Below are 21,221 nucleotides of genomic sequence, written 5' to 3'. Positions count from 1 at the left end.
GAAGGCCGGGATCCATCGTAGAGCTCGTCAGCGCGCTATGATGGGTCCCGGGACGACCTTCGGTCGCCCCAGGATGACGCGGTGGTTAAGGCGCTCAATCTCAAACCACCACCGTGATCGTCTCCGCCGCCCGCGTCAGACCCGTATACAGCCACCGCGCCCGGTGCTCCCTGAACGCGAAGCTCTCGTCGAACAGGACGATGTCGTTCCACTGGGAGCCCTGCGCCTTGTGGACGGTCAGCGCGTAACCGAAGGTGAACTCGTCGGTGTGCTTGCGCAGCTCCCACGGGATCTCGTCCTCGGTGCCGTCGAAGAAGTTCGGCAGCACGGACACCTTCACCGGCTTGCCCGAAGGGTCGTCCTCCGGCGTCACCCGCATCGTGACGAGCCCCTTCTTCGAGGTCTTCAGCTCCTGCACGATCCAGGAGCCGCCATTGAGCAGGCCCTTGCTCTTGTCGTTGCGCAGGCAGACCAGCTTCTCGCCCGCGACCGGCACGGTCTCGGTCCGCCCCATGATCTGCCGCATGCGGGCATTGTAGTTGCGCCGCGTCTTGTTCATGCCGACCAGCACCTGGTCGGCGCTCATGACGAGTTGCGGATCGACCTCGCTGCGGCGGATCACGCGGCTGGGGCCATACTCGCCGACATCCAGCCGCCCGCCCTCGCGCACCGTCATCGACATCCGCACGATCGGATTGTCGGCCGCCTGGCGGTGGACCTCGGTGAGCATGATGTCGGGCTCAGTCTCGGTGAAGAAGCCGCCTCCCTTCACCGGGGGCAGCTGCGCCGGGTCGCCCAGCACCAGCACCGGCGTCCCGAAGGAGAGCAGGTCGCGGCCGAGATCCTCGTCCACCATCGAGCATTCGTCGATGATGATCAGCTTGGCCTTGGCGGCCGTGCTCTCGCGGTTGAGCACGAAGGTCGGGCTCTCCTCGTCGACCCCGCGTGAGCGGTAGATCAGCGAATGGATCGTCTGCGCGCCGACGCAGCCCTTGTTGCGCAGAACGAGCGCGGCCTTGCCGGTGAAGGCGGCAAACGCCACGTCGCCATCGACGGCCTCCGCGATATGCCGTGCCAACGTGGTCTTGCCCGTGCCGGCATAGCCGAACAGGCGGAAAAGCTGCGGTTCGCCGGTCTGCAGCCAGCGCGCGACCGCGCTCAACGCGGCATCCTGTTGTGGGGACCAGCTCATGCTGTGACGGGGCCAAGCGAAATCATGGCGCAGCATGGGGACGAGTCGCGCCGCGAAGGCAAGAGCGCTGGCGAGCGAGCCGCTCAGGCCGCCCGCAGCCGGCGGGCAAAATCGAACGCTTCGCGCTGCAGCGCGCCGATACGCTCGTCGAGTGCGCGGGCACTCGACGCCCCCATATCGGCCTGGACCACCGTCTGGGCATTGGCGATCGTGATCTCGGACATGGCTCCGGCCGCGGTGCCGGTGACATTCGAGATGCGCGAAACGGTTTCCCCCAGCGAGCCGAGCAACTCGGCCTGAGATCCAACCATCGTGGCGATTTCGGTGCTGGTCTGCTCCACCGCCCCCACGCTGGCCGCGATCGCCGAGATCGCCTCGGCCGCATGCGACAAGGCCTCGTTGACGAGCAAGATGCGGCCAACGATCTTGGCGGTCGCCGCGCCCGTCTGCCCAGCCAGTGCTTTCACCTCATTGGCAACCACGGCAAAGCCGCGGCCATGGACACCCGCACGTGCCGCCTCGATCGTGGCGTTGAGCGCCAAAAGGTTGGTCTGCCGCGCAATCGCCTCGATAAGGCCGACCACCTCGCGGATCTGGGAGGCATTGTCCGTCAGCCTTTCGACGAGCGCAGTGGTCCCAGCCGCCTCCTCCGTCGCCGCCGTCGCCATCACCGAGACGCGCCGGATCTCGGCATTGATCTGCCCGATCACGGCTTCCATCCGCAGGGCGGCATCGGTGCTGCGCTGCGCATCTTCTCCGGCCCCGGCGACCGAAGAGGCTGCCGTTTCGGCACTGCGCGAAACCTGATGAACCCGCACCGCTGAATCCTGCAGCGCCAGGCGCAAGACCTCGCTCGCACCGGCGATTTCCCCGAGCAGCGTTCCCAGCCTCAGTTCGAATTCATCGGCGATCCGGGCGAGTTCCTGCGTCCGCTCCTGCCGGTTCTGCTGGGCGAGATCGGCCTCGGCCTCGCGCGTCGTCAATGTGGCGCGGACCTCGCTGAGTGTTCGAACGGTTCGGGCGAGCTGCCCGATTTCGTCGGCCCGGCCCTGATGGGGCACCTCGATCAGCGTGTTGGACGAGGTGGCACGCGCGATTGCCGCCATCAGGTCCCGCAGCGGCCGTGTCAGATGTGACCGCAACAGCAGGAAGGCAACGCAGCCGCCGGCGAGCGGCAGCAATAAGGCGATCGCGATCGTCCATGCGCGGACGTCGTCGGCGAGATCGGCGGCTCTCTTCGTGGCATCGCGCGCCATGCGCCCGAGATCATCGCGTATCGCCGAGGTCGTGACGATGATCTGGCGCACATTCTCCCGCGCCGCATCCGCCCCCGCCTCCACCAGAGCGGCCTTGACCGAGACGCTGCGCCCGATCTCGACGATGTCGCGCTGGAAGGACATGAAGGTCTTCAAGCTCGGATCCAGCGTCGGGTTGGCTTCCAGCATCGCGGCCGGTAGCGACGACATCAGGCTGGCACGGGCCGAATCGACCAGTTCGACAGCACTGTCCAGTTGATCGAGCACGGCCTCGATCTCGCGGCTGGTGGCGCCCACCTCGAAGCGGCTGAGCAGCGAGGCATAGGTCACCCGGTTGGTCAGCAGGGCCGCGCGGTTGGCGAGCTCGAGCTTTTCGAGACTCTCCCTGTCGATCTGGCGGACGGCATCGAAGCCACGCACGGCGCTGACGAGCCCAAGACCTGACGCCACGCTCAAAATTGCGAAGAGCAAAGTGATCTTCGCGGTCAGTCCCAATCTGCGTATCGTCATCGCCGCCATAACCCACACCCCGGCGACGGTCTCGCAGATGCAAGACAACAGCAGGTTAACGGCGACCGCAAAACCGATTGAATTCAATCGATTAGCCGGATATCAAACCGACTGGTAAGCCTACGAGACCAGGCTCCCTCGCGGCGTGCGGGCCCTCACCAGGGGATCGTCTCGCCCTGCCAGGTGCGGAAGCTGTTGGTCTGGGCGATGCCCGACGCGTCGATCGTTGCGATGAGCCCGGCCGCGCTCTCCGACGGCGCGATGTCGGCCCCGCCGCCGCCCATATCGGTGCGGACCCAGCCCGGATGGAACAGCAACTGGACGATGCCGCGCTCGCGCACCGCATTGCCGAACACCACCATCGTCATGTTCACGGCCGCCTTCGACGAGCGATAGGGCAAAGACCCCGACGGATTCATCCCGATCGAGCCCATGCGGCTGGTGATGGTCGCGATCTTCCGGCCCGCGCCCGCCTCGACGTTGCGCAGGAAACCCTGGGCCACGCGCAGAGGACCGTAGACATTGACCTCGAAGACCTCGCGCCAGCCATCGAAATCCATCGCCAGCGCGCTCTCGGTCCCGCGCGGCCCATGGATGCCAGCGTTGTTGACCAACACATCGATCGGCCGGCCATCGAGCGCAGCTTTCGCCGCTGTCACACTCTCGTCGGAGGTCACGTCGAGTTCGAGCGGCAGCAGCGCGGCCGGATGGGCGGCGGCCAGTTCCGCCAATGCGCCGCCCCAGGGATTGCGTGCCGCAGCCACGACATGGTCGCCCCGCCGCAGCAATTCCATCGTCAGTGCAAGCCCGATGCCGCGATTGGCGCCGGTGATCATCCAGGTCTGGGGCATGGGGTGTCTTTCGTCGTCGAGGCCGGGTTATCGCGGTAGAGCGAAGCGCGACACGGTCACACTTGCTTTTATCGACTCTGCACGCTTCGTTACGCGGCCATCGCGCGAGGCCGCACCGTGATCGTCAACTCGACCTCCTGACCGAGCTTTCCGAGAATGGCAATCATCCGGTCAATGGTGAAGCGGTCCAGCTTGACGTTGCGAATTCGCGAAAACTCGGAGGCTGCGACACCCGTCAACTTGGCCGCAGCCTGAACGCCGAGCTGCCGGTCATCCATCACGGTGATGATCTTGGCTGCCAGCAGGGCCCGCGCCTGCTCTAGATCGGCGTCGGGCGACCCCATGTCGCGGAAGACATGGCCGCTGCCATGAACCAGCTCGATATCAGCGCTCATTTCAATGTTTCCCTCAGGCGTCTGAGCCGTTCCGCGACGAGATCGATGTCACCTTTGGCCGTTTTAATTCCTGACGTCGATTTCTTCTGGAAGGCATGAACCACCCAAACCGCATCGGCGATCTGGACGACATAAACCACGCGAAAAGCGTCGCCCCGTTGCCTCAAGACAATCTCGAAGACACCGCTGCCGAGGCCCTGCAGCGGCTTGCAGTTCCCCGCCATCCCGCCTTCGGCCGCAACGGTCAAAGCCCGCAACGCGTCCCGTTGAGCAGCATCCGGAAAGCTCAGAAAATCTTTCCGTGCCGCTTTGATCCAGGAAATGGGGCGCGTGAGCTTCACCATGAAGATTTGACATATTTGTCAAAACTGCACAAGGCGCACACGAGATTCAGAGCTGCCGACGGACAATGCGTTTGCATCCAAAGGCGTGCAGCGCTACCGATCTGGTGGATATCCATTTTCATTTATGAATATCCACCCGGGGGATGGATCATGCCGCTCTACATCCGCGACGATGAAGTCGATGAACTGGCCATCAAACTTCAGCATCTGACCGGCACCGCGACCAAAACCCAGGTGGTGCGCCTGGCCCTCGAACGGGAAATCATCCGGCTCGAAGCCGCACGGCCGCTGGAGGAGCGGATCGCCAGAAGCATGGCCCTTGCCGACGCCATGGGAGCGGGCGAAGGCGATTTCGACATGAAGGCGTTCACCGACGAGATGTGGGAAACATGACCTATCTCGACGCCTCGGTGATCGTTGCCATCCTCGGGCGGGAGAGCGACCGAGCGATCTTTCTGGAGCGCCTACAAGGTTCGTCGCGCCCTTTCCTTGTGTCGCCGCCCGGCGTTTTCGAAGCGGTGCTCTCTCTGGCGGCGAAGAAGGCGCGCGATACGCAAGCGGCTCTTGATGCCGGGCTTATCACCGCAGCCCAGAGCAGCGTCGCGCAGTTCATCGCCGATATCGGCGCCACGGAGGTCACCATCACCCCCGCCACCGGGCAGGCCGCGATCGAGGCCGCCAAGCGCTATGGCCGCGCCATCGGCAGCCCCGCCGCGCTGAATTTCGCGGACTGCTTCGCCTATGCCTGCGCGAAGGAACACGGCGCGGCCCTGATCTACAAGGGCAGCGATTTTGCGCAGACCGATCTGGGCTGAGTGCTCACCAACGGCAGCCGCTTACCCCTTCGCCTTGCCATACCCGCCCGCCGTCGGCGTGATCACCGTCACGGCCTCGCCGGCTTCGAGCCAGGTCTGGTCGCTCGGCTTCAGCTCCTCGATCGCGCCCGACAGCCTGCGCACCAGCGTCTTGCCCACCTGCCCGGGCTCGCCGCCCTTCATGCCGAAGGGGCGGACCTTGCGGTGCGAGGCAAGGATCGCGCAATCCATCGCCGTCCGGAAGCGGATGGTGCGGCTGGTGCCGTCTCCCGCGTTCCACTCGCCCTTGCCGCCCGAGCCGAGGCGGATGTGGAAATCCTCCAGCACCACCGGGAAGCGCGTCTCCAGGATTTCCGGATCCGTCAGGCGCGAATTGGTCATGTGGACATGCACGCCCGACGTGCCGTGGAAGCCCGGCCCCGCCGGCGAGCCCGAGCAGATCGTCTCGTAATATTGGTACTGGTCATTGCCGAAGGTCAGGTTGTTCATCGTCCCCTGCGAGGACGACATCGCCTCCAGCGCGCCAAACAGCGTGTTCGTGACCGCCTGGGAGACCTCGACATTGCCGGCGACGACGGCGGCCGGATAGCGCGGCGAGAGCATCGAACCGTCCGGAATGACGATCTTGATCGGGCGCAGGCAGCCGGCATTCATCGGGATCGCATCGTCGACCATCACGCGGAAGACATAGAGCACGGCGGCCCGCGTCACCGGGGCCGGCGCGTTGAAATTGTCCGGCCGCTGCTCCGAGGTGCCAGTGAAGTCGACCGTCGCCTCACGCTTGTCGCGGTCGATGCTGATCCTGACCTTGATCGCGCAGCCCTGGTCCATCGGATAGGTGAATTCGGCATCGTGCAGCTTGGTCAGAAGGCGCGCGACGCTTTCGGCCGCATTGTCCTGGACATGGCCCATATAGGCCTGCACCACATCGAGCCCGAAGGAGGCGATCATCTTCTTCAATTCGGCCAAGCCCTTGGCGTTGGCCGCGATCTGCGCCTTCAGGTCATTGACGTTCTGCACGACATTGCGGACGGGATAGCGCGCGCCGGTCAGGATCGCGACCAACTCATCTTCGCAGAAGCGGCCCTGATCGACGATCTTGAAGTTGTCGATATAGACGCCTTCCTCCTCGATCACGGTCGCCAGCGGCGACATCGAGCCCGGGGCGGTGCCGCCAACATCGGCATGATGGCCGCGGCTGGCGACCCAGAACAGGATGTCCTTCTCCGCCTCGTCGAAGACTGGCGTGCAGACCGTGATGTCGGGCAGATGCGTGCCGCCGTTGTAGGGCGCGTTCAGGCAGTAGACGTCGCCGGGCGCGATCTTCGGGTTGTTCTTGATGACGGTCTCGACCGACTTGTCCATCGAGCCCAGATGCACCGGCATATGCGGCGCGTTGGCGACCAGCGCCGCGTTCTGGTCGAAGACGGCGCAGGAGAAGTCGAGCCGCTCCTTGATGTTGACCGAATAGGCGGTGTTCTGCAGCGTCACGCCCATCTGCTCGGCGATCGACATGAACAGGTTGTTGAAGATCTCGAGCATCACCGGGTCGGCCCGGGTGCCGATGGCGGCGTTCTGGACGAGCGCCTTGGAGCGCACCAGCACGAGATGGTCCTTGGCCGTCAGCTTCGCCTGCCAGCCATCCTCGACCACCACCGTCTGATTGGCCTCGATGATGATCGCCGGCCCCGCCACGCTTTGGCCGGGCTGGATCGCCTCGCGGCGCACGATCGCCGCCTCGTGCCACTGGCCCTTCGAGAAGACGCGTGTCGTCTCGGCTGCCACGGGCTCACCGGCCGTCTCGGGCGCGGACGCCTCCTCGAATTTGGCGCCACCGCCGATCGCTTCGACCTCGACCGCCTCGATGACCAGCGCCTTGGTCTCGTCCATGAAGCCGAAGCGCGCCTTGTGCGCCGCCTGGAACGCGTCTTTCATCGCCTCGGGCGTACCGGCTGCGACCGCGATGGCAGTGTCGGTGCCGGCATAGCGGACATGGGCGCGGATCAGGATCGCGATGTCGCCATCCGGCACGCCCTGGCCCGACACCTCGGCCTGCGTCTCGGCGGCAAGACCCGCCGCTGACGCCTCGACCGCCGCCTGGGCACCGCCATCGAGCGGCACGTCGAGCGCGGCCGTCCGCGTCGCGCGGATTTCGGCGAGCCCCATGCCATAGGCCGAGAGCAGGCCGGAGAAGGGGTGCAGCAGCACGGTCTCGATCCCGAGCGCATCCGCCACGAGGCAGGCATGCTGCCCGCCGGCGCCCCCAAACGAGTTCAGCGCATAGCGGGTGATGTCGTAGCCGCGCTGGACCGAAATCTTCTTGATGGCCTCGGCCATGTTGGCGACCGCGATCTGGATGAAGCCATCGGCGACCTGTTCAGGCGAACGCCCGTCGCCGACTTCGGCCGCAAGCACCGCGAACTTGTCCTTCACCGCCTCGACATCGAGCGGCTGGTCGCGCTTCTCGCCGAAGATCGGCGGGAAATAGGCCGGGATCAGCTTGCCGACCATGACATTGGCATCGGTGACCGCGAGCGGCCCGCCGCGCCGATAGGCGGCCGGCCCCGGATTGGCGCCAGCGGAATCGGGCCCGACCCGAAAGCGCGCCCCATCATAATGCAGGATCGAGCCGCCACCGGCCGCGACGGTATGGATCAGCATCATCGGCGCGCGCATCCGCACGCCGGCCACTTCCGTTTCGAAGGCGCGCTCGTACTCGCCGTCGAAATGGGCGACGTCGGTCGAGGTGCCGCCCATGTCGAAGCCGATGACCTTGTCGAAGCCGGCCGAGCGCCCGGTCTCGGCGAGGCCGACGACGCCGCCGGCGGGCCCCGACAGGATCGCGTCCTTGCCCTGGAACAGCTCGGCGGCGGTGAGTCCGCCCGAGGACATCATGAACATCAGCCGCGCGCCGGTGCGGGCGAGGTCGAGCTCTTCCGAGACCTGCGCGACATAGCGGCTCAGGATCGGCGAGAGATAGGCGTCGACCACCGTGGTGTCGCCACGCCCGACCAGCTTGATCAGCGGCGAGACCTCATGGCTGACCGAAACCTGGGGGAAACCGATCTCGCGGGCGACCCTCGCTGCGACCTGCTCATGGGCGGGGTAGCGATAGGCATGCATGAAGGCGATGGCCACCGCGCGGAACCCGGCATCGTACTGCGCCTGCAGATCGGCCCGGATCGCCGCCTCGTCGGGCGCCTGCTCGACCGTGCCGTCGGCCAGCACCCGCTCGGCGACCTCGACCACGGCGTCGTAGAGCTGCTCGGGCTTGATGATCTCCTTGGCGAAGATGTCGGGCCGCGCCTGGTAGCCGATGCGCAGCGCATCGCGAAAACCCTTCGTCGTCACCAGCAGCGTGCGGTCGCCCTTGCGCTCGAGCAGCGCGTTGGTGGCCACCGTTGTGCCCATGCGCACCTCGCCGACCAGACCGGCCGGGATCGGCTCGCCAGCGTTGAGGCCGAGATGGTCGCGGATCCCCTGCACGGCGGCGTCGCGATAGGCGCCCGGATTTTCGGAGAGGAGCTTTCTGGCGTGAAGTTTGCCTGCCGGATCACGGCCGATAACATCGGTGAAGGTGCCGCCCCGGTCGATCCAGAAGTCCCAACGCGAAACAGACATCCCCGACATCCTTTGATTAGACACAGAACGAGCGTCCCTGACGTTTCATCGATAAATTGTCGATGTGTTGTTGACAAGGAGGTTTCGGGCGATACGATCGCAATTGTGACCGGAACATGGCTGAGGGGCCGGGCGGTCACAAGGCGGAGGATGCAATGATGGCGACAGTCCTGGCAATCGCAGGTGCAGTGCGCGCCCGCTCCATGGGGCGCGGCGTCTGATGCGGCGTTTCCTCGACGGCCTTTACCTCGCTGCCGGCTATCTCGCGGGCGTCTTTCTGGTCGTGATCTTCGGGCTGATGATGATCCTGTCCGTCGGCCGGGAGATCAATGTCAATGTTCCCTCGGGCGATGATTTCGCCGGCTGGGCACTGGTCGCGATGTCGTTTCTCGGCCTCGCCCACACCTTCAAGCGCGGCGAGATGATCCGCGTCGGCCTGCTCATCGAGCGGCTGAAAGGCCCCAAGCGCCAGGCGGCCGAACTGTTCTCGCTGGGCACGGCGGCCCTCTTCATCGGCTACTTTACATTCCAGGCCGGAAAGCTCGCCCATGATTCCTGGCAGTATTTCGACATGTCGACCGGCGTCGTCTCGGTTCCGCTCTGGATTCCGCAGCTCGGCCTCATCGTCGGTCTCGCCATTCTGTTCATCGCCATCCTCGACGAATTCGTCATCGTCGCGCGCGGCGGGCGCCCGACCTATGAGCCCGAGCCGCCCAAGAGCGCCGAGGAACTGATCGAGCGCATCGCGCAGGGCGGGAGCGTCTGACATGACCCTGCCCGTTCTCGCCCTCATCCTGCTCGGCTTCCTCGTCCTCATTCTCGGCAGCGGCGTCTGGATTTCCGTTGGCCTCGGCCTCGTCGGCCTTCTCGCCATGGTGCTGGTCACCGACATTCCCATCGGCCAGGTGCTGGCCACCACCGTCTGGAGCAGCGCCAGTTCCTGGACGCTGGCCGCGCTGCCGCTCTTCATCTGGATGGGCGAAATCCTGTTCCGGACGCGGCTCTCCGAGCAGATGTTCCAGGGGCTCTCGCCCTGGCTGCAATGGCTGCCCGGCCGGCTGATCCACACCAACATCATCGGCTGCGGCATCTTCGCGGCCGTCTCGGGCTCCTCGGCGGCCACGGTCGCCACCATCGGCAAGATCTCGCTGCCGGAACTGCGCAAGCGCGGCTACAGCGAGAGCTTGAGCCTCGGCACGCTTGCCGGCTCCGGCACGCTCGGCCTCCTGATCCCGCCCTCGATCCCGATGGTGGTCTACGCGGTCACGGCCAATGTCTCGGTGCTGCAGGTCTTCCTCGGCGGCTTCCTGCCCGGCCTGCTCGTGATGTCGCTCTATATGGGCTACGTCATCATCTGGTCGCTGCTCAACCCGGACAAGACGCCGCCGCGCGACCCGTCCCTGCCCTTCCTCCAGAAGCTCAAGCAGTCGGCCAAGCTGGCGCCCTGCCTGCTCCTGATCGCGGCCGTCTTCCTCGCCCTCGTGCTGGGCTTCGCCACCGCGACCGAATGCGCCGCCTGGGGCGTCACCGGCGCGCTGTTTCTGGCCTGGTGGAGCGGCACGCTGACCTGGGCGACGCTCTATGAGAGCATCATGAGCGCGACGCGCCTGACCTGCATGATCATGCTGATCCTGGCGGGCGCGGCCTTCTGCACGGCGGCGATGGCCTATACCGGCATCCCGGCTGCGCTCGCCGACTGGGTCAAGGGCCAGGCGCTCTCGCCGCATATGCTCGTGCTCGCACTGACCGTGATGTACATCATCCTGGGCTGCCTGATCGATGGCATCTCGATGATCGTGCTCACCGCCGTGATCGTCCTGCCCATGGTCAAGGAGGCCGGCTTCGACCTGATCTGGTTCGGCGTCTACCTGATCATCCATGTCGAGATGGCGCAGATCACCCCGCCGGTGGGCTTCAACCTCTTCGTGCTGCAGAACATGAGCGGCCGGGACACCTGGACGGTTGCGAAGGCGGCGTTTCCGTTCTTCATTCTGCTGAACATCGCCGTCTTCATAATCACGACCTTCCCGCAGATCGTGCTTTATCTGCCCAAGCTCGCTTTCCCGGACTGATGCGTTTCGACCAAGCAACCAAGCAACAAAAGAGGGAATAAGATCATGATCAACCGCAGAACCTTCAGCGCCGCCGCCCTCGCCTTCGGCGTCAGCGCGCTCGCCTTCGCAGCCCCCGCTGCGGCGCAGACCAAGTGGAACCTGCCGGCCGCCTATCCGATCGACAACCCGCACAGCGAAAACCTCATCCAGTTCGGCAAGGATGTCGAAGCGGCGACCAGTGGCAAGCTCGCCATCACCGTCCATCCCGGCGCCTCGCTGTTCAAGGCCCCCGAGATCAAGCGCGCCGTCCAGAGCGGCCAGGCCCAGATGGGCGAGGTCCTGATCTCGATCCACGAGAACGAGGATCCGATCTTCGGCATCGACGTCGTGCCCTTCCTCGCGGCGTCCTTTCCCGAGGCCAGGAAGCTCTATGCAGCCTCCAAGGCCGCCGTGGAGAAGAAGCTCGACGCCCAGGGCATCAAGCTGCTGTTCATGGTCCCCTGGGCGCCGCAGGGCGTCTACACCAAGAAGGACATCAACACGATCGACGACATGAAGGGCCAGAAGTGGCGCTCCTACAATGTCGGCACGGCCCGCCTGGGCGATCTGCTCGGCATGCAGTCGGTGACGATCCAGGCCGCCGAACTGCCGCAAGCGCTGGCGACCGGCGTCGTCAACTCCTTCATGTCCTCGGGCGGCACCGGGTATGATTCCAAGGTCTGGGAATCCCTGACCCATTTCTACGACACCCAGGCCTGGATCCCGAAGAACGCCACCTTCGTCAACAAGGCCGCCTTCAACGGCCTAGACAAGGCGACGCAGGACGCCATCCTGAAGGCCGCCGCCACCGCCGAGGAGCGCGGCTGGAAGATGTGGCAGGACAAGTCGGGCTGGTATCTCGAGCAGCTCAAGGCCCGGGGCATGAAGGTCCAGGCCCCGAGCCCCGAACTCGCGGCGGGCTTCAAGAAGGCCGGCGACACCCTGACCGCCGACTGGCTGAAGAAGGCCGGCGCCGATGGCCAGGCCATCGTCGACGCCTACAAGAAGATGTGAGGCGGCAGCCTTACAGGAAAAGCGCGGGGAACCCCTCTCCCATAGGGAGAGGGGCAGGGGTGAGGGGTCGGCCCCCTGACCAGTTAAGCTAAGGCCTGTCCGCAGCGGCGGTTGGGTTACAGCCACACCATCCGATGGTCGACCCCTCTCCCTGCCCTCTCCCTATGGGAGAGGGTTCCTCGCGCCCTCCCGATCAAGCGCAGATGTCCCCAACCAAGCCCCTCCCCGACGATCTCGGCCCCATCGTCTCCTCCGGCCATCTGGCCGCGGGCGCGATGCCGGCTCTGTCGGAATTCGAATTTGCGATGAGCATGACCGTGCATGCCTTCCATCGCTGGATGGTGCGCGGCATGGCAGCTGCCGGGCTGCCCGATCTCTCGCCGCTCGACGTACTGGTGCTGCACAACGTCAACCACCGCGCCAAGCCCAAGCGGCTCGCCGATATCTGCCTCGTCCTCAACATCGAGGACACGCATCTGGTGAATTACGCGCTCAAGAAGCTGGAGCGCCTCAAACTGCTGAAATCCGGCCGCAAGGGCAAGGAAAAGACGGTGACGGTGACGCCGGCCGGCGAGGAGGCCTGCCGCCGCTATGCCCAGATCCGCGAACAGCTGCTGGTCAAGTCGGTGTCGGCGACCGGCCTCGATCCCACCCGGCTTTCGGATATCGCGGCGGCGATGCGCTCGTTCTCGGGCCAGTACGACCAGGCCGCGCGGGCCGCAGCCAGCCTGTAGGTCTGGCCCAGACGCCCCTCAGTCCGCCAGCTCCGGCTCCGGCTCCGGCGCGATCTTGACGACGACGCGGGTCCCGCGCGGCTGGGGCACATAGTCGATCGTCGTTCCCAGCCCCCGGGCCATCGCACCCATGATCTTGCCGCCGAGACCCGTGCCGGAGGCCGGGCCCTGGCCCGACCAGCCGATCCCGTCATCCGACACGGCCAGCAGCGTGCCGTGATCGCCATCTTGCGACAGCGACACCCGGATCTCCCCGCTGCCCTCGGGATAGGCGTATTTGATCGCGTTGGTCACGAGCTCGGTCACGATCATGCCGATCGAGACCGCCTTGTCCGTCTTGGCCAGGATCGGCACCGCCTCGAAGCGGATGTCGGGCGTCTGCCCGGCCACCGACATCGACTGGCCCAGTTCCTTGACGAGCGAAGCCAGATAGGCCGCCAGATCGACGGTCCTGACATCGTCGGAGGTGTAGAGGCTGCGATGCAGGTTGCCAATCGCCGTGATCCGCGCTTGGGTCTCGGCGAGCGCCGCGCGTGCACCGGCATCCTTGACGGCCGAGGCCTGCATCCGCACCAGCGAACTCACCAGCGCCAGGCTGTTGGCGACGCGATGGTTGACCTCCGCCAGCAGGACGATGGCGCGGTCGCGTGCGGCCCGCACCTCGCGCTCGGCCTCTTCCTTGGCCCGCATCAGCCGCGCCCGCTCGACCGAGTGTTCGAGCGCCGAGGCGAGCAGCACCTCGAAATCCTCGCCGATCGTCTTGACGACGTAATCGACCGCACCCGCCTTCAGCGCCTGCACCGCGATCGCCAGTTCGGACGAGGCTGTGACATAGACCACCGGCGGCGCGCCCTCCCGGCCGTTCAGCTCGGCCAGCAGGTCCAGCCCGACGCTCGTGCCCAGGTCGTGATCGAGGATCACCACGTCGATCCCGCCCTGCGCGATGCGCGCGAGACCAGCGGCGGCATTGAGGACATGCCCGACAGTGTAGCCGCGCCGGCCGAGAAACCGCTGCACGAGGCGGCCGAGAGCCGCATCGTCATCGATGTACAGGACGGTGATGGTTGGGTTCGACATCGCGTTCACGCCGGCCGTCAGGGCGTCTCGGGCACCTGCATCACCGAGAAGAACAGCCCGAGCTGTCGGATCGCATTGGCGAAGCCCTCATAGTTCACCGGTTTGGTGATGTAGACATTGGCGCCCAGATCATAGCAGCGCTGGATCTCGCGGCTATCGTCGGTCGTCGTCAGAACCACGACCGGCGAGCGCTTGGTATGGACGTTGCCCTTCACCTTTTCGAGGATGTCGACGCCGCCCATATCGGGTAGGTTGAGATCAAGCAGGATCAGCAGCTGGCGTCCCGAACTGACCATGCCCGAGCCGTCGGCTCCAAACAGATAGGTCAGCGCATCGGTGCCGTTGGTGAACGGGATGATCTCGTTGTTGACGCCGGCACGCCGGATGTTTTTCTCGATCAACCGGGCATGGCCCTCGTCATCCTCGATCATCACGATCGAGACAGGCTTGGCTTGGTTCATGTCTGATGGCTCCGTTTCACGGTCCTGAGATCGGCCGGCAGCAGGACCGTGAAGGTCGTTCCCACACCGAATTCCGAGCGCACGGTGATGTCGCCGCCGAGGTTGCGCACGAGGCTGCGCACATGCGCAAGCCCGATGCCCTCGCCGGCCGTGTTTTGCGTGCCGGACCGGCGAAACAATTCGAAGATCCGCTCATGGTCGCTGGCCGCGATGCCGCGGCCATTGTCTTCGATCTCGATCGCGACCCAGCCGGCGCGGGGCGCCAGCGTGCGCGCGACGATCTGAAGCGGACGGTCCGGCGAGCGATACTTGATCGCGTTGTCGAGCAGATTGCCGATGATCTGGTCGAGCGAGAAGCGGTCGGTGACCATCCGGTCGACCTTGGCATCGATGGTGATGCCGCCGCCGGTCTCGGCGGCCTGGTGGTGCACTGCTGCAGCTGCCGCCTCGAGTTGCGTCTCCAGCATCAGCCGCTCGGGTTTCAGCGCCCGGGCGCCTTCGCGCGAGATCTTGAGGATGGCGTTGATCAGGCCGTCCATCTTGCGGGTCGAGGAGCGAATGAAGTCGAGCGCCTCGGGCGCATCGGCCTTCAGCGCCAGCAGGGCCTCGGTCTTCAGCTCTTCGGCCTTCTCGCCCTCGGCATCGACATAGGCCTCGATCGGCTTGAAGGTCGATTCCAGCTCGCTGGTAAAGCCCATGATATTGACCAGGGGGGCGCGCAGATCATGCGTGACGATATAGGCGAATCGCTGGATTTCGTCATTGGCCTTGACGAGCGCATCGGTGCGCTCGGCCACGCGCTCCTCCAGCCCCGCATTGAGGGTTTCGAGCTCCCGGCGCGCCGTCATGATCTCGCCGGTATAGCCCAGGATCGTCCAGGCGGCGGCGCCCGCCAGCCCGAGGATGATCATGGCGCCGAGTATCGTGACCCAGCGCAGCCGCATCGCCGCCGTCTCCTGCGCCGCGATGGCAGCGACCAGCGTCGCTTCGGACCGTTGCAGGATGCTGGCGAATCCAGCCCGCGCCTCGTCCATCAGGATCTTGCCACGCCCTTGGCCGACCATCGCGACCGCACTGGCGAAATCCCCGCTCTGCGCCGCCGCGACGGTCGTCGCGAGTTCGGCCCATTTGGCGTTGAGGGCCGATTCCAGCCTGTCGACATAGGGGTCCATGTCCGGCAGGTCGGCCACCGACGCCGTCAGGCGCTTGAATCGCTCTTGATAGCGCGCCACCGCGTTGCTGTAGGGATCGAGATAGGTCGAATCGCGCGTCAGCAGGAAGCCGCGCTGGCCGGTCTCGGCATCCTGCACCAGCGACAACAGATCGGCCGAGGCGCTGCGCACCTCGCGCACGGCCACGACATCGGCAAAGTTGCGTTCGGTCGCGAGCGTCAGCCAGAGCGAACTGCCGACGATCGCGACGAGAACGGCAAGCCCCGCCGCCATGAGCAGCAGATTGGTGCGCCGGAAGAGGGCTTGGGAGATCGGCATGAACGGTCCGGAGGCTGATGAACCTTCGATGACCGTTCCAGAGCCGGCAGGCAAGGCAAAACATATTGCGGCGCGGTCGATGCCGCTGATGCGCCAACAGGACGGACCAAACAGGCCCTTGACGCCCAATCGGCCGGCCTCAGCAGTTCGTCGACCCATGGCCCGGCTGGACCGCACGGGAGGTGCAGACGCACGATCTCGGCAATCTCTGTCCGACTATGCCCGGATCCGCCTTGGCGGCCATAACGCCCGGGTCGCGGGCCATGCCTCCCGAATGAACCAGATATCGCTGTTTGAGAGATTGAATTGATCTTATTTTAAGTTTCAATCTCTACCAGACGCAACATACGACCATTTGGAACTATTGGGTTCCAGCTACGTGAGGTTGGCGATGGCAATTTATCGGGAGGGAACCTTGCCCTCCCGCTCCGCCGGTTCGATGACCTCCAGCCGGGCCTTCGGCGCGAGACGCAGGGTGGCCGCTTTCGCCATGGGGGGCACGGGCCGATGAACATCATGATCGTCGATGACAACCGCACCTATCTGATGGTGCTGCGCGGCATCGTCAATAACCTCGGCGACCATGAGATCGCCGTCTTCGCCAATCCGCTGGAGGCGCTGTCCGCAGCCCAAACCACCGAATTCGATCTGGTCCTGGTCGATTACCTGATGCCCGAGATGGATGGCGTCGCCTTTATCCAGGCGCTCCGGCGGCTGCCAAATCATCAGCATCAGCCCATCGTGATGGTGACCACGACCGAGCAGCGCGAAACCCGGATCGCGGCACTCGACGCCGGCGCGACCGATTTCCTGCGCAAGCCCATCGAGCCGGTCGAATTGCGCGTTCGGGTCCAGAACCTGCTCAGTCTGCGTGAGGCGCAAACGGCGATGCGGGACAAGGCGGCCTGGCTTGCAAGCGAAGTGCGGCAGGCGACACAGGCCTTGACCGAGAGCCAGCGCGACATGGCGCGGCGCCTGTCGCGCGCGATCGAATGCCGCGATGGCCATACCGGCGATCACGTCTCGCGCATGGCCGGCCTCTGCCGACTCATCGCCGAGCAACTCGGCCTCGATGAGGAGCGGTGCGAGACGATCCATGCCGCCGCGCCGATGCATGATGTCGGGAAAATCGGCATCCCCGATGCCATTCTGCAGAAGCCGGGCCGCCTCACGGATGCCGAAATGGCGATGATGCGCACCCATGTCTCCATCGGCGAAGCGATCCTGGCCGATGGACGGTCCAGCCTGATGCAATGCGCCGAACGGATCGCCCGGTCGCATCATGAACGCTGGGACGGCAAGGGATATCCGCGCGGCCTCGCCGGCGACGCCATCCCTTTGGAGGGGCGAATCGCAGCCGTGGCCGATGTCTTCGAGGCGCTCTGCGCCAACCGCATTTACCGGCCGGGTCGGCCGATCGAGGATGCGCGCGACTTCATCAGGTCGGGCGCTGGAAGCCATTTCGATCCGGCCTGCGTGGCGGCGTTCGAAGGTTGCTGGGGCAAGATCGTCGCTTTGATGCACGAGACCTCGGAGCCGGTCTGCCCGCCGCTTGCCCGCGCGAGCTAGATTTAGCCTTCGTCAGCCAGGGGATTGAAGCCATGTTCAAACGCATTGTCGGCGCCTGCCTTGCCCTGATCGTGACCGCCGCTTCGGCTTTGGCGGCCGAACTTCCTGCGCCCAAGGGCGCCGTGGTTTTGACGGTCAGCGGGAAGATCACGAACCGCAACAGCACGGATGGCGTTTCGCTCGATGCGGCCATGCTTGCGGCCCTGCCAGGCAAGGTGACCATTGCCGACACGCCGTGGTATCCAGCAAAAACGCAGTTCGAGGGGCCGCTCGGAGCCGCCCTGCTCGATTTCGTCGGCGCCACCGGGACCGTGCTGCGGGTCACCGCGCTGAACGACTACGCCGTGGAGATTCCGGTTGCCGATTTTCGGAAATGGCCCGTGATCCTGGCGACGAAGATCAATGGCAAGCCTATTTCGGTCCGCGAAAAAGGCCCGATCTTCGTGATCTATCCCTTCGATCAGGACCCAGCGCTCTACAACGAGCTCTATTTCGGCCGGTCAGCCTGGCAGCTGAAGTCGATCGAGGTTCGCTGACGGTGCCAGAACGAGGCTGCATGTGATGCAGGCGCGCCTGTTCAACTTCGGAATCCTGGCGCTGGTCTGCGTCAGCCTCCTGCTGGGCGTCGTGGTGCTTGCGACGTTCTCGGCACTCGGCTCGCGCCATCGCGCGACGGATGAGAGCGTGCGCGAGGACGCTGTCTGGGCGGCCTACCAGTTGGATCGCGAGGTCAAGAGACTGGACCTGACCGTTCGCGAACTCGCCGACGAATACACCGACGCTCGACGTGCCGACGTGACCCTGCGCTATGACATCCTCTACAGCCGCACCAGCGTTCTCACCAGCGACCATTACGCCAAGAAATTCGGAAGCGACGTCGAGGTGCTGACCCTGGCGCAGGATGCCCGGCAGCGCATCCTGCGCTTGGCCCCCCTCGTCGACAGCCTCGAGCAGCCGTCCGAGCCATCGCACGAGCTTTCCCCACTGCTGGGCGAACTCGCTAGCCTGGCGCGCGTCACCGAGCGCCTGCTCAATGTCTCCAACCTCGCGCAGTCCCGGATCAGGGTGGAAGATCGCGCCGAACTGACCTCTGCCTATGGCCAGTTGGCCAATGCGATGACCGCACTGATCGCGTCGCTCGCACTGATCGTCATTTATCTCGGCGTGCAACTCTACTTCATCCGCACTGCCAGACTGCGTTTCGAGAGGCTGAGCATCGAAAATGCGGAGGCCGCCAAGCGCGCCGAAGCCGGTGCACGCGCCAAATCGATTTTCCTGGCCACCATGAGCCATGAGATCCGGACGCCTTTGAACGGCATCATCGGTATGGTCGATGTCATGCGCGCCTCGGCGGTGACCCGTGACCAGCGCGACAGGCTCGGCATTATCGGGGATTGCAGCGACACGCTTCTGGCGCTCATCGACGACATCCTCGATTTTTCGAAGCTCGAATCCGGGGCTGTCGAATTTGAAATGGCGCCCTTCGAACTGGGCTGCGTCTGCAGCGCCGTCGCCAATGTGATGGGGCAGCGTGCCAGCGAAAAGGGCATCGCCCTGCATGTGGAAAACCCACAGGCCCTCATCACGACCGATGCGACCCGCCTGCGGCAGATCCTGTTCAACCTCGTCGGCAATGCCGTGAAGTTCACCGACACCGGCTGGGTCAAGCTGGTTTGCAGTCTCGATGACGAAAATGGCCTGCGCGTCGAGGTCGAGGATACGGGGATCGGCATTCCGGCAGAGGCGCGTGACCGCCTGTTCCAGGATTTCAGCCAGCTCGACATCACCATCAACCGCCGCTTCGGCGGCACCGGTCTGGGCCTGGCAATCTGCCGCCGTCTGATCGGCGCTCTGGGTGGCGACATCGGTGTCAGCCCGCGCGAAGGCGGCGGCACCCGCTTCTGGTTCACCTTGCCCGTCGGGCCGGTCGCGGCCTCGAAAGGTCTTGCCGCGCCCGAAACCGAGACGGTGCCGGATCGAACGTTTTCAGGGCGGGTCCTGGTGGCGGAGGACAATCTCATCAACTTCACCGTCGCCAGGGAATTGCTGCTTCGGTTGGGGCTGGAGGTCGATCATGCCCCCGATGGCGAGATCGCGGCCCATCTCGTCGGCGCCACCCATTACGATCTGGTGCTGATGGACATGCAGATGCCTGTGATGAGCGGACCCGAGGCGACGCGCGCGATCCGTCGTCAGGGGCTGGCCGAGCTGCCGATCGTGGGGCTGACGGCCAACGCCTTCTCGAGCGACCGCGAGGAATGCCTTGCGGCCGGGATGAGCGACTTCGTCGCCAAGCCGATCAACCGGGCCAAGCTGACAGCCATCCTCGCCAAATGGCTGCCCGGCTCGCAATCGGAGAATGGCGAGCCAATGGACACGCTGGCGGGCCTGCCCGACAGCATCGATGGCTGCTTGCTCATCGATCAGGCGGCGCGAGACGAGCTGAGACTCGAACTCGGCCACGACCTCCTCGAGGAACTGACTCGATCCTTCTGGCCGGATGCGACCCGCATGGCGGCGGACGCCGCCAGGGCAGTCGCAACCGGCGCAACCACCGCCGCCATCCGCGAACTGCATACGCTGAAGGGTGTGGCCGGAACGCTCGGCTTCACCGCACTCGAAGCGACGGCAACAATCGCCCAACGCGCGGTCGAGGCGAAACAGGACGTGGATCTGGCGGCGCTTCAGGCCGTTCTGCTGCGCACCGTTCTCGCGCTCGATGCCGACAGCGCCGACCAGGCGTCGGCACCGCCCGCGCCCGCCAGCCTCATGAGGATGACGATCTGAACGGCGGCAAACCGCGATGTCGATCCGCACCGCCGCATCACATCGCCACCCCCTTCTGCATCTCCGCATACTCCGACATCAGACCCTCATGCACCGACCAGAAGCCGCGCGGTTTCTGCCCGAGCAACTGATCCTCGAGCAGGCCCAGATGCAGGTGCCAGCCGCTGGAGACCATCGCCATGCGGTCCCTGGTGGCAAGCCGGCGATGAATCAGCACGAGGCGCACCTTGTCACCCGCTTGCGCCAACTCGATCTCGACGTCGGAATCGGGATCGCCCATGCCGACCCAGTTGAAGGCGAGGCGATGCGGGGGCTCGAACGCCGTGATTATGCCCCTCATCAGCGCGCCCTCGTCGTTCATCTTGCGCGCGCTTTCAGGCGGCGGCTCGTCCGTGATCTGCGAGTGCTTAAAGAACAGCTCGATCGTGCCGCCGACCCGCGCTTCCGTTTCGCCACCGCAAAACCAGGTCGCGCGCTTCTCGCCCTCGACCAGATAGGCCCAGGCCCGCTCGATCGGCCCCGGCAGCAGCCGCTCGAAACGCACCGCGCCGCTCTCCAGAACCTCGCCATACGCCTTGCCGGTCGTCGTTTCGCCGGTCGTCGCTGCGATTACATCGGTCTGCATCACGCCTCCTCGCCCGGTTCGGGCTTTTGCAAAGCGGCCTCCAGAGCCGCCAGACGATCGGGCCAGAAGGCGCGCACGCGCCCGACCCATTGGTCGAAACTGTCGAGGCCGGCAGGATCGAGCGCATAGATGCGCCTTTGGCCGGCGACAGTGACCTTCACAAGCCGGGCCTCGCGCAGCGTCTTGAGATGCTGCGAGATCGCCGGCGCCGACAGCGTGAACCCCTCCCCGATCTCGCCGGCCGAGAGCGCGCCTTGCGCCAGCATCTCGACGATGCGGCGGCGGGTCGGGTCGGCAAGCGCGGTGAAGCTGTCCATGGGCAAATAATTCGCTAATCACTTAATTAAGTCAACACAAAATTATTGTGCGGTGCTTCCGGTCTGCCTG

General features: G+C 65.2%; 20 protein-coding genes. 9 read left to right on the top strand and 11 right to left on the bottom strand.

Features of this window, described 5'->3' with window-relative positions:
- Positions 1–100: 100 nt before the first annotated feature.
- The 5 genes from IP69_RS04110 to IP69_RS04090 form a co-directional block, all read right to left on the bottom strand.
- Entirely contained in the window at positions 101–1,192 is a 1,092-nt protein-coding gene (locus IP69_RS04110; RefSeq protein WP_054141570.1) for an ATP-dependent RecD-like DNA helicase, read from the bottom strand.
- An 83-nt stretch (positions 1,193–1,275) separates the two neighbouring features.
- Positions 1,276–2,943: a methyl-accepting chemotaxis protein gene (locus IP69_RS04105; RefSeq protein ID WP_054141549.1), complete on the bottom strand. Its 1,668-nt coding sequence runs from the start codon at positions 2,941–2,943 to the stop codon at positions 1,276–1,278.
- Positions 2,944–3,113: 170 nt separating this feature from the next.
- Entirely contained in the window at positions 3,114–3,809 is a 696-nt protein-coding gene (locus IP69_RS04100) for an SDR family oxidoreductase (protein ID WP_054141548.1), read from the bottom strand.
- Between the two features lie 89 nt (positions 3,810–3,898).
- Positions 3,899–4,204 carry a helix-turn-helix transcriptional regulator gene (locus tag IP69_RS04095; protein WP_054141547.1) on the bottom strand — a complete coding sequence of 102 codons (306 nt, stop codon included), beginning with the start codon at positions 4,202–4,204 and terminating at the stop codon, positions 3,899–3,901.
- On the bottom strand, positions 4,201–4,548 hold the full coding sequence (locus IP69_RS04090; RefSeq protein WP_054141546.1) for a type II toxin-antitoxin system RelE/ParE family toxin: 348 nt from the start codon (positions 4,546–4,548) through the stop codon (positions 4,201–4,203). The genes IP69_RS04095 and IP69_RS04090 overlap by 4 nt, the downstream gene beginning before the upstream one ends.
- A 150-nt stretch (positions 4,549–4,698) precedes the next feature.
- On the opposite strand from IP69_RS04090, the gene IP69_RS04085 reads away from it, so the two are divergent.
- Both IP69_RS04085 and IP69_RS04080 read left to right on the top strand, forming a co-directional pair.
- Positions 4,699–4,941 (top strand): type II toxin-antitoxin system VapB family antitoxin, encoded by a 243-nt coding sequence (locus IP69_RS04085; protein WP_054141545.1) that lies wholly within the window; start codon positions 4,699–4,701, stop codon positions 4,939–4,941.
- A complete protein-coding gene (locus tag IP69_RS04080; RefSeq protein WP_054141544.1) occupies positions 4,938–5,363 on the top strand; it encodes a type II toxin-antitoxin system VapC family toxin in 426 nt (141 codons plus the stop codon). The genes IP69_RS04085 and IP69_RS04080 overlap by 4 nt, the downstream gene beginning before the upstream one ends.
- A gap of 21 nt (positions 5,364–5,384) precedes the next feature.
- Here IP69_RS04080 and IP69_RS04075 read toward each other — a convergent pair whose 3' ends face one another.
- Entirely contained in the window at positions 5,385–8,984 is a 3,600-nt protein-coding gene (locus IP69_RS04075; RefSeq protein ID WP_054141543.1) for a hydantoinase B/oxoprolinase family protein, read from the bottom strand.
- A gap of 220 nt (positions 8,985–9,204) precedes the next feature.
- Here IP69_RS04075 and IP69_RS04070 point away from each other — a divergent pair, with 220 nt between their 5' ends.
- The 4 genes from IP69_RS04070 (at position 9,205) to IP69_RS04055 (ending at position 12,825) form a co-directional block, all read left to right on the top strand.
- Positions 9,205–9,750: a TRAP transporter small permease gene (locus IP69_RS04070; RefSeq protein WP_054141542.1), complete on the top strand. Its 546-nt coding sequence runs from the start codon at positions 9,205–9,207 to the stop codon at positions 9,748–9,750.
- Position 9,751: 1 nt separating this feature from the next.
- A complete protein-coding gene (locus IP69_RS04065) occupies positions 9,752–11,056 on the top strand; it encodes a TRAP transporter large permease subunit (protein ID WP_054141541.1) in 1,305 nt (434 codons plus the stop codon).
- A 45-nt stretch (positions 11,057–11,101) separates the two neighbouring features.
- A complete protein-coding gene (locus IP69_RS04060) occupies positions 11,102–12,091 on the top strand; it encodes a TRAP transporter substrate-binding protein (RefSeq protein WP_054141540.1) in 990 nt (329 codons plus the stop codon).
- Positions 12,092–12,294: 203 nt separating this feature from the next.
- Positions 12,295–12,825, top strand: a complete 531-nt coding sequence (locus tag IP69_RS04055; RefSeq protein WP_054141539.1) for a winged helix DNA-binding protein — start codon at positions 12,295–12,297, stop codon at positions 12,823–12,825.
- A gap of 18 nt (positions 12,826–12,843) precedes the next feature.
- On the opposite strand, the gene IP69_RS04050 is transcribed toward IP69_RS04055, so the two are convergent.
- Genes IP69_RS04050 through IP69_RS04040 form a run of 3 tightly spaced genes read right to left on the bottom strand, consistent with a single transcriptional unit; the run spans position 12,844 to position 15,853 of the window.
- Positions 12,844–13,902, bottom strand: coding sequence for a histidine kinase dimerization/phosphoacceptor domain -containing protein (locus IP69_RS04050; protein ID WP_054141569.1), 1,059 nt, complete (start codon positions 13,900–13,902; stop codon positions 12,844–12,846).
- A 17-nt stretch (positions 13,903–13,919) separates the two neighbouring features.
- Positions 13,920–14,363: a response regulator gene (locus IP69_RS04045; protein WP_054141538.1), complete on the bottom strand. Its 444-nt coding sequence runs from the start codon at positions 14,361–14,363 to the stop codon at positions 13,920–13,922.
- Positions 14,360–15,853: a CHASE3 domain-containing protein gene (locus IP69_RS04040; protein ID WP_054141537.1), complete on the bottom strand. Its 1,494-nt coding sequence runs from the start codon at positions 15,851–15,853 to the stop codon at positions 14,360–14,362. Before IP69_RS04040 ends, IP69_RS04045 begins: the two co-directional genes overlap by 4 nt.
- A gap of 507 nt (positions 15,854–16,360) precedes the next feature.
- Here IP69_RS04040 and IP69_RS04035 point away from each other — a divergent pair.
- Genes IP69_RS04035 through IP69_RS04025 form a run of 3 tightly spaced genes read left to right on the top strand, consistent with a single transcriptional unit; the run spans position 16,361 to position 20,209 of the window.
- Complete coding sequence (locus IP69_RS04035) at positions 16,361–17,422, top strand: HD domain-containing phosphohydrolase (protein WP_054141536.1); 1,062 nt, start codon at positions 16,361–16,363, stop codon at positions 17,420–17,422.
- Positions 17,347–17,958: a hypothetical protein gene (locus tag IP69_RS04030; RefSeq protein ID WP_248306699.1), complete on the top strand. Its 612-nt coding sequence runs from the start codon at positions 17,347–17,349 to the stop codon at positions 17,956–17,958. Before IP69_RS04035 ends, IP69_RS04030 begins: the two co-directional genes overlap by 76 nt.
- A gap of 25 nt (positions 17,959–17,983) precedes the next feature.
- Positions 17,984–20,209 (top strand): ATP-binding protein, encoded by a 2,226-nt coding sequence (locus IP69_RS04025; RefSeq protein WP_054141534.1) that lies wholly within the window; start codon positions 17,984–17,986, stop codon positions 20,207–20,209.
- Positions 20,210–20,246: 37 nt separating this feature from the next.
- On the opposite strand, the gene IP69_RS04020 is transcribed toward IP69_RS04025, so the two are convergent.
- Both IP69_RS04020 and IP69_RS04015 read right to left on the bottom strand, forming a co-directional pair.
- A complete protein-coding gene (locus tag IP69_RS04020) occupies positions 20,247–20,834 on the bottom strand; it encodes an SRPBCC family protein (RefSeq protein ID WP_082358947.1) in 588 nt (195 codons plus the stop codon).
- A complete protein-coding gene (locus IP69_RS04015) occupies positions 20,834–21,151 on the bottom strand; it encodes a metalloregulator ArsR/SmtB family transcription factor (RefSeq protein WP_054141533.1) in 318 nt (105 codons plus the stop codon). Before IP69_RS04015 ends, IP69_RS04020 begins: the two co-directional genes overlap by 1 nt.
- Positions 21,152–21,221: the final 70 nt, after the last annotated feature.

The sequence above is a fragment of the Allobosea sp. AAP35 genome (assembly GCF_001295925.1).
GTDB lineage: Bacteria > Pseudomonadota > Alphaproteobacteria > Rhizobiales > Beijerinckiaceae > Allobosea.
The sequence above is the reverse complement of the archived record's forward strand: the minus strand, read 5'-3'. Positions and strand labels throughout refer to the sequence as shown.

Excerpts from the sequence above, each read along its gene's own strand:
- IP69_RS04050 (WP_054141569.1), bottom strand. The coding sequence starts at position 13,902 with ATGTCGAACCCAACCATCACCGTCCTGTACATCGATGACGATGCGGCT.
- IP69_RS04100 (WP_054141548.1), bottom strand. The coding sequence starts at position 3,809 with ATGCCCCAGACCTGGATGATCACCGGCGCCAATCGCGGCATCGGGCTT.
- IP69_RS04075 (WP_054141543.1), bottom strand. The coding sequence starts at position 8,984 with ATGTCTGTTTCGCGTTGGGACTTCTGGATCGACCGGGGCGGCACCTTC.
- IP69_RS04045 (WP_054141538.1), bottom strand. The coding sequence starts at position 14,363 with ATGAACCAAGCCAAGCCTGTCTCGATCGTGATGATCGAGGATGACGAG.
- IP69_RS04110 (WP_054141570.1), bottom strand. The coding sequence starts at position 1,192 with ATGAGCTGGTCCCCACAACAGGATGCCGCGTTGAGCGCGGTCGCGCGC.
- IP69_RS04055 (WP_054141539.1), top strand. The coding sequence starts at position 12,295 with ATGTCCCCAACCAAGCCCCTCCCCGACGATCTCGGCCCCATCGTCTCC.
- IP69_RS04040 (WP_054141537.1), bottom strand. The coding sequence starts at position 15,853 with ATGCCGATCTCCCAAGCCCTCTTCCGGCGCACCAATCTGCTGCTCATG.
- IP69_RS04095 (WP_054141547.1), bottom strand. The coding sequence starts at position 4,204 with ATGAGCGCTGATATCGAGCTGGTTCATGGCAGCGGCCATGTCTTCCGC.
- IP69_RS04065 (WP_054141541.1), top strand. The coding sequence starts at position 9,752 with ATGACCCTGCCCGTTCTCGCCCTCATCCTGCTCGGCTTCCTCGTCCTC.
- IP69_RS04080 (WP_054141544.1), top strand. The coding sequence starts at position 4,938 with ATGACCTATCTCGACGCCTCGGTGATCGTTGCCATCCTCGGGCGGGAG.
- IP69_RS04020 (WP_082358947.1), bottom strand. The coding sequence starts at position 20,834 with ATGCAGACCGATGTAATCGCAGCGACGACCGGCGAAACGACGACCGGC.
- IP69_RS04090 (WP_054141546.1), bottom strand. The coding sequence starts at position 4,548 with ATGGTGAAGCTCACGCGCCCCATTTCCTGGATCAAAGCGGCACGGAAA.
- IP69_RS04070 (WP_054141542.1), top strand. The coding sequence starts at position 9,205 with ATGCGGCGTTTCCTCGACGGCCTTTACCTCGCTGCCGGCTATCTCGCG.
- IP69_RS04015 (WP_054141533.1), bottom strand. The coding sequence starts at position 21,151 with ATGGACAGCTTCACCGCGCTTGCCGACCCGACCCGCCGCCGCATCGTC.
- IP69_RS04085 (WP_054141545.1), top strand. The coding sequence starts at position 4,699 with ATGCCGCTCTACATCCGCGACGATGAAGTCGATGAACTGGCCATCAAA.
- IP69_RS04035 (WP_054141536.1), top strand. The coding sequence starts at position 16,361 with ATGAACATCATGATCGTCGATGACAACCGCACCTATCTGATGGTGCTG.
- IP69_RS04060 (WP_054141540.1), top strand. The coding sequence starts at position 11,102 with ATGATCAACCGCAGAACCTTCAGCGCCGCCGCCCTCGCCTTCGGCGTC.
- IP69_RS04025 (WP_054141534.1), top strand. The coding sequence starts at position 17,984 with ATGCAGGCGCGCCTGTTCAACTTCGGAATCCTGGCGCTGGTCTGCGTC.